The sequence below is a fragment of the Candidatus Omnitrophota bacterium genome (assembly GCA_013791745.1).
Lineage (GTDB): Bacteria > CG03 > CG03 > CG03 > CG03 > CG03.
This window is the reverse complement of record VMTH01000129.1, coordinates 1-11,306: the sequence shown is the minus strand read 5'-3', so window position 1 is coordinate 11,306 and position 11,306 is coordinate 1. Positions and strand designations below refer to the sequence as shown.

Here is an 11,306-nt window from a genome sequence, read left to right as displayed (position 1 = left end):
TACCCCCTTATGGACGATAGGAGGGTCTCTTTCGCTGTTTCTAGTGTATTTAGGTATGTATTGGTTTGTATTACAGAACCTGGGGATTAATATTTATGCGGCTATAGCAGTAAAAAGCGTGATATTTTTTAGTTTTGTGTTCTTAATGTTTTATAGTTTCATCAGGAACTATTTGCTATTTAAGAGATAAGATTAAAGGAAGTATTCCAGGGTATTGTATAATAAAACACATGGTACAATATAAAAGGGAGTTTTTCGGCTATGAGGAAAAAGGCAAGGGCTTGACAAACAAAGTTATTGAACTTATAATATGTTCAGAACACATTGAACGTTATGAATGCTGTCGCTGAATATTTTGTTCAGAAGATTGCTGTGGCGGATAATGTGCGAGGGGACATAGAATAATTAGAGAACCAATGAAAATAAAAAAGATTAGGATTAAGGACCGGGAAGTGGGCGATGGCTGTCCGGCTTTTATAATTGCGGAAGCGGGGGTTAATCATAACGGCAGCTTGAAACTGGCAAACAAACTTGTTGAGGCAGCAAAAGCAGCCGGAGCGGATGCCGTAAAATTCCAAACATTTAAAACAGAAGAACTAGTGACCAGAAGAGCTCCGCAGGCAGAATATCAAAAGAAGAATGCTAAGGCAAAATCGCAATTTGAGATGCTTAGAAAACTTGAACTTTTAGAAAGTGAATTCCGAGAGATATTTAAATACTGCAGAAAGAAAAAAATCATATTTCTTTCAACGCCTTTTGATCAAAAGAGCGCGCAATTTTTAAATGGCTTAGGTGTGCCGGCCTTTAAGATAGGTTCGGGTGACATTACAAATATACCCTTACTTAAAACTGTGGCGGGATTCGGCAAACCTGTTATATTGTCGTCGGGGATGTCGACAATGGCGGAAGTTGAGGATGCCGTTAAAACGATTTATAATTCAGGGAATAGAAAACTAATCTTGCTTCATTGCACTTCGAATTATCCGGCAGATATGAATGATGTGAATTTAAGGGCAATGAATACGTTAAGAGATAAATTTAAAGTTCCAATAGGATATTCCGATCACACTAAAGGGATAGAAATGTCTTTAGCCGCTGTCGCCATGGGAGCTTGTGTAATTGAAAAACATTTTACTCTCTCTAAAAAAATGAAGGGGCCGGATCATAAAGCATCCATTGAGCAGAGGGAGTTTTCAAAACTGGTACAAAATACCAGGATGATAGAAAAAGCATTTGGAAACGGCATAAAAAAACCGGCATTTTCGGAAAAAAGAATAATGGATATCGCAAGGAAAAGTGTTGTTTCCACCCGGAAAATAAAAAAGGGCGAGCAAATTACTTTAGCAATGCTAACAGTCAAAAGGCCGGGCACGGGAATTAAACCAAAAGACATGAATAAAGTGCTAGGCAAAAAAGCCGCAAAAATTATTGGTAAAAATGAAATTTTATTATGGAAATATTTAAAATGAAAAAGAAAATCTGCGTTGTTACCGGAACAAGGGCTGATTACGGAATATACTATCCTGTTTTGAGTAAGATAAAAAATGACAGGGATTTACAGTTGAGCATCGTTGCGACAGGTATGCATTTGATGAAAGAATTTGGTTACACCGTTAAAGATATTGAAGAAGACGGTTTTAAAGTAAATAGCAGAGTGGATATTTCGTATAGCAAAGATACCGGTGAGGCAATGGCGTATTCGGTGGGTCAGGCAGTCGGGAAATTCGCGCATGTTTTTAACCGAATTAAGCCGGATATTGTTGTCGTTCTAGGAGATAGAGGCGAGATGTTTGCCGCCGCCGTGGCGGCCAATTATCTTAATATACCGGTGGCGCATATCCATGGTGGTGAAATATCAGGCCATGTCGACGGCATTTTGAGGCACGCAATAACAAAGTTGTCACATATACATTTTGCGGCAACTCGCAAAAGTGCGGAAAGAATAATTAGTATGGGGGAAGATAGAAACAGGGTTTATTTGGTAGGAGCGCCGGCATTAGATAGGATTTTAAAAAGCGATTATACTTCCAAAAAAGAATTAAGGGATAAATATGGTTTTTCGGACGAAAAATTGATTCTTGTCATCCAGCATCCGGTTTTATCTGAAATAAAAGAAGCCGCTTTCCAGATGAAAGAGACAATGTATGCCGCAGTAAGTTTTAAATTGCCTGTCATGGTTATTTATCCAAATGCTGACGCCGGCGGCCGGCAAATGATAGCGGTTATAAAAAAATACAGCAAAGTACCGTATGTTGAAATATATAAGAGCATTCCGCATAGAGATTATCTTGGAGTTTTGCGCATAGCGTCGGTTATAGTGGGAAATTCTTCGAGCGCGATAATTGAAGCCCCTTCTTTTAACTTACCGGCAGTGAACATAGGCAGCAGGCAAGCGGGCAGAGAGCAGGCAGCGAATGTTATAAATGTCAATTGTAAAAAAGCTAAAATTAAGGCGGCGATAAAAAAATCTGTTTATAACAGAAATCTCAGAGAGTCAGTTAAAAAGTGTAAAAATCCTTATGGCAATGGGACAGCAAGCGATAAAATTGTTAAAATCATCAGCGGTGTTAAATTTGATTTGAATCTTATGCAAAAAAGGATAACTTATTAAATTATGAGAGAAGGATTTAAAAATTGGAAATTTCCGGTGATTAAAGACGGCAAGATGACTAAATATAACTGGGTTGTTCAAAATAAAAAGAATTTTAAATTAGGCAAATATACGGATATAGGAGCATTCACTTACATTAACGCTAAATACGGGGTTATAATTGAGGACGATGTGCAGATAGGTTCTCACTGTTCGGTATATTCTGTCTCTACCATTGATAATAAAAAGGGCAAAGTAATAATAAAAAAAGGTGCGCGCATAGGCAGTCATTCTACCATTATGCCGGGCGTTACAATAGGTAAGAATACTATTATTGGAGCCCATAGTTTTGTAAATCGTACAGTCCCGGAAGATGTTATTGCTTTTGGCGTGCCTGTAACAATCCGCGTGAAGAAAAAAAATAAAATATGAATATCCCTTTGTCCAGTCCCGATATTACGGCAAAAGAAATAAATGCTGTGATTGCTGTATTGAAAACGCCGCATTTAAGTTTGGGCCCTAAACTTTCAGAATTCGAGCAGAAGTTTGCTGAATACATAGACGTGAAATATGCGATAGCTGTGAATAGCGGAACTTCAGCGCTGCATCTGTGCGTCAAGGCCTTAGGGATTAAAGACGGAGATGAAGTTATCACAACCCCATTCAGTTTTATCTCTTCAGCCAATTGTATGTTATTTGAACGTGCCACGCCTGTTTTTGTTGATATACGCGAAGATAATTTTAATATTGATGAATCAAAAATAGAAAAAGCAATAACAAAGAAGACGAAGGCTATTTTGCCTGTGCATATATTCGGATATCCGTGTGAAATGGATAAAATTAGAAAAATCGCGAAAAAATACAAATTAGCGGTTATTGAAGACGCTTGTGAGGCAATTGGCGCAAAATATAAAGGGAAAAGCATTGGCCGTTTTGGCGATTGCGGGGTATTCGCATTTTATCCTAATAAGCAGATTACCACCGGCGAGGGCGGGATGATTGTCACGAATAACAGTCAAATTGCATCAATTTGCCGAAGCTTGAGAAACCAGGGAAGGGATCATGGCATGGCGTGGCTGGCGCACACGCGGATCGGCTATAATTATAGAATTAGCGATATCAATTGTGCATTAGGAATAGCACAATTATCGAGGATTAATGAAATTTTATGCAAAAGAAAAAAAATACAGGAAATGTATAATAAGAAGTTGGGTGGCATCGATGATATAATCCTTCCCGCTCATGATGATCTCGGGATAACGAGGAGTTATTTTGTGTATGTTATTCGATTAAAGGAATATTTTTCCCAAAAGCAACGGGATAATATCATTGTTAAATTAAAAGAATATGGTATTGCTTGCAATAGTTATTTTCCGGCAATTCATTTTCAACCGTTTTACACGAAAACTTTCGGATATAAAAAAGGCGATTTCCCTGTGACGGAAAAGATTTCCGGTCTAACTATAGCATTGCCATTTTTTAATAACATATCGGACAAACAGGTAGATTTTATTGTGAAAAAGTTAAAAAAAGTAATAAGAGAGGTAAAAAAATGAATGAAATTAAAAAATATTTTGAAGGTAAAAATATTTTTGTTTCAGGCGGCACGGGCTCGATAGGTTCAGGTATTGTGAAACAGTTGTTGGAATATAACGTGGAAACAATACGGGTATTCAGCAATGATGAAAACAGCCACTTTAAGCTGCAGCAGCGGTTTAGAAATCATCCAAAACTTAGATATTTGATTGGTGATGTAAGAGATAGGATAAGGCTAAAAAAGGCTGTAGAAGGCGTGGATATAATTTTTCATGCCGCCGCTTTGAAACATGTCCCATTTTGCGAGTATAACCCGTTTGAGGCGGTGAATATCAATGTATTAGGGACTCAAAACTTAATAGATGCCGCATTGGAGGCAAATGTGGACAAAATGGTGACTATCAGTACGGATAAAGCGGCGAGTCCCACTAATGTGATGGGTTCTACTAAATTGTTAGCTGAACGGCTTACCAGTTCGGCGGATTATTATAAGGGCTATAAAAAAACAGTGTTCTGTAGTGTCAGATTTGGAAATGTTCTGGCGTCCCGCGGTTCTGTTATCCCCATATTTATGGATCAGATAAAAGCAGGTGGCCCCGTCACTGTAACAGATATGAATACGACGCGTTTCATTATGAGTATTTCACGTGCTGTTGAATTGGTCATAAAGGCAACAGTCCACTCCTTCGGCGGTGAAATATTTATCTTCAAAATGCAGGCATTAAAAATAGGTGAATTGGCTTCAGTGATGATTGATAAATATGCGGTTGAGCACAAACATAATAAGGATGATATTAAACTAAAAAAAATAGGTTCCCGCGATGGTGAAAAACTTTATGAAGAACTCATGACTCCGGAAGAATCGAAAAACGCATATGAGACCGGTGAAATGTTTATTCTTATGCCGTCTCAGATAGTCAATAAAAAATACAAGGCATATAAAAAGAGCAGGGCAAAATATAAAAATTACAAAAAGGCAAAAATTCAAAAGTATTCTTCGGATCAGGCTGAATTGCTGTCAAAAAAGCGAATTGATGAATTGCTGGAGGATGGAATATAAAATGAACAAAAACAAGCCGTATATAATTGCTGAAACAGCGTATAATCATGAAGGTGATTTCCGCTACTTACGTGATATGACGGATAAAATTGCCAATTTGAAAGTTCAGGCGATTAAATATCATTTGATGTTGAAACTGGAAAGCTATATGCAGGAAAAGCATCCGGCTATGAAGTTATTGAAAACCTGGCTTTTTTCCAAAAAGCAATGGCGCGAGCTTATAGACAGGGCTAAAGGTAAAAAACTGGATGTTATCGCGTTATGCGACGACGTGGAAAGCATAAAGTTCATACAAAGGGTATATCCTGATATCAAGGCGATTGAGCTTCACGCCGTGAGTTTGAACGATTATTTTATGCTTAAAGAATCCGCGGCTTTCAAAGGCACGATTATTTTGGGTGTGGGTGGCTCGACGCTTGATGAAATAGAGTATGCAGTTAATTTTTTGAGGGAAAAAGGCAAAAGAGATATTTTGTTAATGTATGGTTTTCAAAATTATCCAACGAATTATTCCGAAATTAATTTGTCAAAAATATTGAAGTTGAAAAAACTATTTGATTTGCCTGTTGGATATGCCGATCATACCGCGTTTAATGATAGGTATAACGAAGAGGTTAGCTGTATGGCGGGCATGATGGGAATCAACATACTTGAAAAACATTTTACTCTTGCTGAGGGTAAAAAGAGAATAGATTTTGAAGCGGCGGTCGGCGAAGACAAAATGTTAAAAATAAAGAATCTTTTATCCACAGTACTATCAGTATACGGTTCGGGCAGTATGAAAATGTCGGCCGCTGAATTGAAATATGGTCAAACTGGACCAATGAAAAAAGCTATTGTCGCCGAACGAGATATCAGAAAAGGTGAAAAACTGAGTTTGAGTAATCTGTGCTTTAAGAGGACGCGGGAAATATCTCCGGTGCAACAGAAAGAATTCGTATCTTTGATTGGCTTGCATGCCGGTCAAAATATAAAGAAAGACGAAATAATAACTTTTGATAAGTTGAAATATAAGTTTGGTAAAACAAAATGAAAATAGGGTTATTAATTACGGCAAGATTGAAATCCAAGAGATTGCCGATGAAAATATTGAAGGATCTGAACGGCAGAACAGTGATTGAGAGGATTATAGACAGGGCTAAAGTGGTAAAAGGGGTGTCTGATATTGTTCTTTGCACTTCAACCAATCCGCAGGACAGGCCTCTTGTTGATATTGCGGCAAAAAACGGCATATATTATTTTGCCGGAAGCGAAGAGGATGTTCTGAATCGAATGTTTTCTGCCGCTAAGTTGTTCAATATGGATTTTATTATTAGTGTGACGGCGGATAATCCTTTGTTCAGTATATATCATGCCGAGCTTGCTATCAAAGAAGCTAAAAAGGGGAAATATGACTATATAAAAATAGAGGGGTTACCTATAGGCGGTATTTGTTACGGGCTTAAAAATAAAGCTCTTGAGGTTGTTTGCAGAGTTAAAGAAGTGATAGATACTGAAATATGGGGGCATCTGTTTAACCAACCGCGAGTTTTTGATGTGTGTGTGCTTCCGGCAAAGGGCAAATACAGACATCCGAACATCAGGTTGACGCTGGATTACAAGGAAGATTATAGGTTTCTGAAAAGGTTGCACAGGGAAATAAAATTCACAGGAGTTCTCAGCCTGGGAAAAGTTATAGATTATCTGGATGAAAACCCGCGGCTTTTAAAAATAAACAATAAATGCGTTCAGAGAAAGTTAACCCCCGGAATAAAAGAAAAGATTGACAGGTTTTACTCACGAAATCTCAAGACTATTTCAGGGATAAAAAAAAGAATATACAAAGGAGAAGCTTAAGCAGGGATTTTTAACACTAACTTAAGGGATATATAATGAATAATTCATGGTTGGTAGTGAGGGATATTTTAGGTTACCTAAAGAGATATTTTATAAGTTTAGCTGAAGCTTATTTAAAAAGTAGCGCCTTTAAAAAATTCGGAATAAGCGATTATAATAAAAAAAGTGATACATTTTTTATTTTCGGCACAGGCATGTCAATTAATGACATGAGAACCGCAGATTTCGAGAAAATAAAAAAATATGATTCATATTCTGATGGTTTGTTTAACACACACTCTTTTACAACAGATATTTATGCGTTTGAGTGTTTTCATGATTTTAATTTAATAGATCATCTTAGTCAGCAGGAAGAAGCGCAATACAGGCCGTTTACTTCTTCGCGGTATTTTGAAGCTTGGAAAAAAGCAATGTCCGGTAAACTATTAAATGGGAAAACAAAAGTTATTTTAACAAGCGATACAACCATAAGAGAACTTGAGCTATCTGAGAATCACGAGATGAAGAGATTTGTTTATAAAGACTTAAAAGATCTGATGTATGTTTACAATTTGATGTCAGTAAGCTGCCGTACTGGCCAGTCACTAATTTTTCTGGATTTGCTTCGTAAAATTATTCCTGATAGACTTTTTATGCAAGTAAGAGGCTCAATTAGCACATTCATTGATTTTGCCGTAAGAAGAAAGTTCGCTAACATCGTTTTGTGCGGGATAGATCTTGATGATGCCGGGAATTTTTATGGCAGTTGGGCCCCCCCATCCGGGAAAAATGGAAAGCATTGGACTTCCATAAGGCAGGATGGCATAATAGGGATTGATGAATATATTAAATTCATTGCAAAAAAGCATAAAAATATTCATTTTTACACGTGGTCGGCAAAGTCAAGATTGTCCGCATTTATGGATGTCTTTTCATGGGAAAAATTAAGCAGTAAAGGGTAATAATTATGAGAATATTTGCCGACGCCGGAACAAAGTTGAGAAATATTGGATTTTCTAAGAGTTTTGTTTACGGATTTCCACTTTTCGTTATTTCTTTTTTCACTTATTTTATTTTTACACGCTTATCTCCGATACCGGAACAACAGAGTGATGCTGTTGGTTACATAGTGGCCGCGAAAGATGTAGCGGCAGGGATAGGCTTCACTTGCGGGGAGGAAACCCTTTCCGCTTCGCGCCCGCCTTTGTTTCCCGCAGTTCTGGCTTTTTGGTTTACTATCACAAAAAATATGACAGTGCAGGCTATGGTAATCCTTCAAATACTTTTTCAAAGTCTCGGGATATGGGTATCGTTTATCCTTTTATCCAGGATGTTTTCCCAAAGAGTTTCTTTTTTGGGAGGTTTATTTATTGCGCTTAATCCATTTTTATTCACTGAACTTGTATACATTTTGCAGGAGCCGATGTTATTATTGTTAACTACTTTTTCTGCGTATTTGACAGTCTGCTGGCTAAGAGACCAAACATATACAAAAGCCGTTCTTGTAGGATTTTTTTGGGGAATCGCGACTCTTGGTAAAATAGTTACAATGCATGCCCCATTGATATTTTGGGTGATGTGGCTGCTGTCGAAACTCTTTAGAAAGTTAAATTGGAACTTATCCTGGAAAAAACTTGTTGTAATATCGGGGATATTTATTCTTACACTTACTCCCTGGACAGTAAGAAACTATCTGCAATTCAATAAATTTATTCTAATTAATGACATGGGAACTGAAATGCACACCGTGTTCTTCCACTCGTCCGGGATATTTGGTAAAACAGCAGGGAATGATTATGTCAAAAATTTAAAACAGCAAGGACTGCCGCCTAAAGAATTCAGAGCAAAAATATTTAAATACATGGCTAGTCATCCCGGAGAAACGTTACTGAAGATAACGCAGAATGTTTTTTCTTTCACCAATGTTTCAAGGGAATGGTTTGGTCACGTTGCCGGGGTGTCTATGAGATGGTATATCTGGATTGTTCCGGCGGTATTAATTCAATTCCCGCTGTATATAGGATTGTTTGCCGGGCTATTATATGAACGGAGAATTGAGATTATGTTCCTATCATTATTTTATTTAGTCTACTGGGCGGGGTATTCTGTTTGCTGGGGTATACCCAGATACGCGGTTCCGGTATATCCGATATTGGTTGCATTAGGGTTGAATGGTTGGCGATATTTGAAGGCGCGCAGAAAAATAATCATCAATAATAAAGGGGAAAATATTTAATTTTTTTGTCCGGTCCAATAAATTTTGTGATATTGATTATAAGTTTGTATTTGGAGGCTGGAATATACATATTAAAATACTTCGTGAAGAATGTCCTTTAGTTTATTTAGCCTCGCCTCGTTCACAAATTGATTGTTCCCGATATAAAAACCATTTTGATGCAAAATATCAGCATTGGAAAAATCGGAATATTTGCCATAGTCTTTAAAACATGGCTGACGCAAAAGATTTCCACTTATAATTGGACGGGTTTCGATCTGGTTATCGAAAAACTTTGATTGTAATATATTTTTATTCATTTTATCCCTAAAGATAAACGGAAAACAGAAAGACGAGAATCCCTTAGAATTACACATGTATATTTTATCTGCAACAAACGCCAATATTTCAATGAATTTTTCATAGTTTTTATTTCTAATTGCAATATAGTTATCAAGGTGTTTTAATTGTTCAATTCCTATTGTTGCATGCAATTCTGTATTCCTAAAATTATAGCCAAACGTGAGAAACAAAAAATTAAAATCAATATCAGGGTATTTTTTTTTATAAATAGAATGTTTTGACGAGTCCAACTCTCTAGCCAACCCGTGTGATCTTTTTAATATAAACAGATCATTCAACTCTTCTACGTCCGTGCATAACATACCACCCTCAATAGTAGTCATGTGGTGGCCCCAATAGAAGCTAAAAGTGCTTGTGGTTCCATGATTACCTATTTTTTTTTCATCAAAAGTAGATCCATGCGATTCGCAACAGTCTTCCAATACAATCAAATTATATTTTTCTGCAATAGATTTTATTTTTGCCATATTAGCAGGCAAACCAATAAGATGAGTTACTAAAATAATTCTGGTTTTTTTTGAAATCACTTGTTCAATAGCATCGTAATTAAACGACAGATCGCATAAATTGATGTCAACAAATACCGGTTTTAATTTAGCTTGTATAACAGCTGTTATATTTGTCGTCCAGGTTACGGCCGGGACAATCACTTCACTATTATCAGGTATGTTGTAATACTCCTTAATGCCATCCATCATAAGTAAATCCGCAGAACTGCCTGAATTAACAAAAACAGAATATTTACATCCCTGCCATTTAGACCATTCTTTTTCAAATAGTTTTACCATAGTGAATTGAGTAAATCGATCTGTAGAATTAATAAAATCAGACAGGCCATTTTTATCACTTTGTTCAAGAATGTTTTCCTGTAATTTCCACATATAATTATCCTCTTAATTCATACAATATTTATTGTAATTCGCAACAAAATCATTATAGGTTTTTGTTAATTCCATGATTAAATCCCCCTTAGTTTTCCAACCCAATTTGGCTGCCCTGCTGACATCTAATTGTTTTTTGTACATACCGTCCGGCTTACTTGTATCGAATTCTATTGTCCCCTCATAACCGGAAATTTCTTTTATCATTTGTGCCAGGTCAGAAATGTAATAGTCTAACCCACTCCCAATATTTATAACATCACTCCCCGAATATTTGTTCATAAAAAACAAACATGCTTCAGCTAATTCATCGGAACACAAAGCTTCTCTTAATACTCGACCGGTTCCCCAGAGTTTTACAAATGGCTTGTTTTCATTTTTCGCCTCATATATTTTTCTAATCAGCGCAGCGACTAAATGTGAATTCTCAAAATCATAATTATCATTTATACCAAATACATTTGAGGGTATAAGACAAATATTGCTTGTTCCGTATTGTTTATTATATGCCTGGCATAGTTCAATACCGGCAAGTTTAGCTATTGCGAATGGTTTGTTTGTTTCCTCTAATTCCCCACTCATCAGACACTCTTCTTTGATTGGTTGATTTGCGTTTTTGGGATATATACAACTGCTACCAAGATACAGCAGCTTTTTTACTTTATTTTTATATGACTCCTCAATAACATTAACTGCCATCGCTATATTATTATAAATGAAATCTGCCGGGTATTTAATGTTAGCCATAATTCCCCCGACAGTACCTGCTGCAAAAAACACATATTCGGGGATTTCGTTTTCAAAAAAAGCAGTTACACTTCCATTGTCTCTCAAATCTAACTCGCT

The 11,306-nt window shown here is 36.7% G+C and carries 11 protein-coding genes; 9 read left to right on the top strand and 2 right to left on the bottom strand.

The genetic code is table 11. The features are described 5' to 3' along the window. Nucleotides 1–416 precede the first annotated feature (416 nt). The 9 genes from neuB to FP827_06200 are packed head-to-tail and all read left to right on the top strand — an operon-like array spanning nt 417 to nt 9,237. Nucleotides 417–1,469, top strand: coding sequence for an N-acetylneuraminate synthase (gene neuB, locus FP827_06240; GenBank protein ID MBA3052667.1), 1,053 nt, complete (start codon nt 417–419; stop codon nt 1,467–1,469). Beyond that, a complete protein-coding gene (gene neuC / locus FP827_06235) occupies nt 1,466–2,611 on the top strand; it encodes a UDP-N-acetylglucosamine 2-epimerase (hydrolyzing) (GenBank protein MBA3052666.1) in 1,146 nt (381 codons plus the stop codon). Before neuB ends, neuC begins: the two co-directional genes overlap by 4 nt. A gap of 3 nt (nt 2,612–2,614) precedes the next feature. Beyond that, nucleotides 2,615–3,022, top strand: a complete 408-nt coding sequence (locus tag FP827_06230) for an acyltransferase (GenBank protein MBA3052665.1) — start codon at nt 2,615–2,617, stop codon at nt 3,020–3,022. Next, entirely contained in the window at nt 3,019–4,146 is a 1,128-nt protein-coding gene (locus FP827_06225; GenBank protein MBA3052664.1) for a DegT/DnrJ/EryC1/StrS family aminotransferase, read from the top strand. The genes FP827_06230 and FP827_06225 overlap by 4 nt, the downstream gene beginning before the upstream one ends. Next, nucleotides 4,143–5,186, top strand: coding sequence for an NAD-dependent epimerase/dehydratase family protein (locus FP827_06220; GenBank protein ID MBA3052663.1), 1,044 nt, complete (start codon nt 4,143–4,145; stop codon nt 5,184–5,186). Before FP827_06225 ends, FP827_06220 begins: the two co-directional genes overlap by 4 nt. A gap of 1 nt (nt 5,187) precedes the next feature. Next, nucleotides 5,188–6,219 (top strand): N-acetylneuraminate synthase, encoded by a 1,032-nt coding sequence (locus FP827_06215; protein ID MBA3052662.1) that lies wholly within the window; start codon nt 5,188–5,190, stop codon nt 6,217–6,219. Next, a complete protein-coding gene (locus FP827_06210) occupies nt 6,216–7,022 on the top strand; it encodes a 3-deoxy-manno-octulosonate cytidylyltransferase (GenBank protein ID MBA3052661.1) in 807 nt (268 codons plus the stop codon). The genes FP827_06215 and FP827_06210 overlap by 4 nt, the downstream gene beginning before the upstream one ends. A gap of 35 nt (nt 7,023–7,057) precedes the next feature. Continuing rightward, nucleotides 7,058–7,963, top strand: a complete 906-nt coding sequence (locus FP827_06205) for a hypothetical protein (protein MBA3052660.1) — start codon at nt 7,058–7,060, stop codon at nt 7,961–7,963. Nucleotides 7,964–7,968: 5 nt separating this feature from the next. Continuing rightward, nucleotides 7,969–9,237: a glycosyltransferase family 39 protein gene (locus FP827_06200; protein MBA3052659.1), complete on the top strand. Its 1,269-nt coding sequence runs from the start codon at nt 7,969–7,971 to the stop codon at nt 9,235–9,237. Between the two features lie 71 nt (nt 9,238–9,308). On the opposite strand, the gene FP827_06195 is transcribed toward FP827_06200, so the two are convergent. Together FP827_06195 and FP827_06190 are read right to left on the bottom strand one after the other, a co-directional pair. After that, entirely contained in the window at nt 9,309–10,460 is a 1,152-nt protein-coding gene (locus tag FP827_06195; protein ID MBA3052658.1) for a DegT/DnrJ/EryC1/StrS aminotransferase family protein, read from the bottom strand. 12 nt (nt 10,461–10,472) lie between these two features. Beyond that, a partial coding sequence (locus tag FP827_06190; protein MBA3052657.1) for a GDP-L-fucose synthase occupies nt 10,473–11,306 on the bottom strand: 834 nt, incomplete at its 5' end.

What these genes read in the sequence shown, in the direction of transcription:
- neuB (MBA3052667.1), top strand. Translation starts at nt 417, where the DNA reads ATGAAAATAAAAAAGATTAGGATTAAGGACCGGGAAGTGGGCGATGGC.
- neuC (MBA3052666.1), top strand. Translation starts at nt 1,466, where the DNA reads ATGAAAAAGAAAATCTGCGTTGTTACCGGAACAAGGGCTGATTACGGA.
- FP827_06230 (MBA3052665.1), top strand. Translation starts at nt 2,615, where the DNA reads ATGAGAGAAGGATTTAAAAATTGGAAATTTCCGGTGATTAAAGACGGC.
- FP827_06225 (MBA3052664.1), top strand. Translation starts at nt 3,019, where the DNA reads ATGAATATCCCTTTGTCCAGTCCCGATATTACGGCAAAAGAAATAAAT.
- FP827_06220 (MBA3052663.1), top strand. Translation starts at nt 4,143, where the DNA reads ATGAATGAAATTAAAAAATATTTTGAAGGTAAAAATATTTTTGTTTCA.
- FP827_06215 (MBA3052662.1), top strand. Translation starts at nt 5,188, where the DNA reads ATGAACAAAAACAAGCCGTATATAATTGCTGAAACAGCGTATAATCAT.
- FP827_06210 (MBA3052661.1), top strand. Translation starts at nt 6,216, where the DNA reads ATGAAAATAGGGTTATTAATTACGGCAAGATTGAAATCCAAGAGATTG.
- FP827_06205 (MBA3052660.1), top strand. Translation starts at nt 7,058, where the DNA reads ATGAATAATTCATGGTTGGTAGTGAGGGATATTTTAGGTTACCTAAAG.
- FP827_06200 (MBA3052659.1), top strand. Translation starts at nt 7,969, where the DNA reads ATGAGAATATTTGCCGACGCCGGAACAAAGTTGAGAAATATTGGATTT.
- FP827_06195 (MBA3052658.1), bottom strand. Translation starts at nt 10,460, where the DNA reads ATGTGGAAATTACAGGAAAACATTCTTGAACAAAGTGATAAAAATGGC.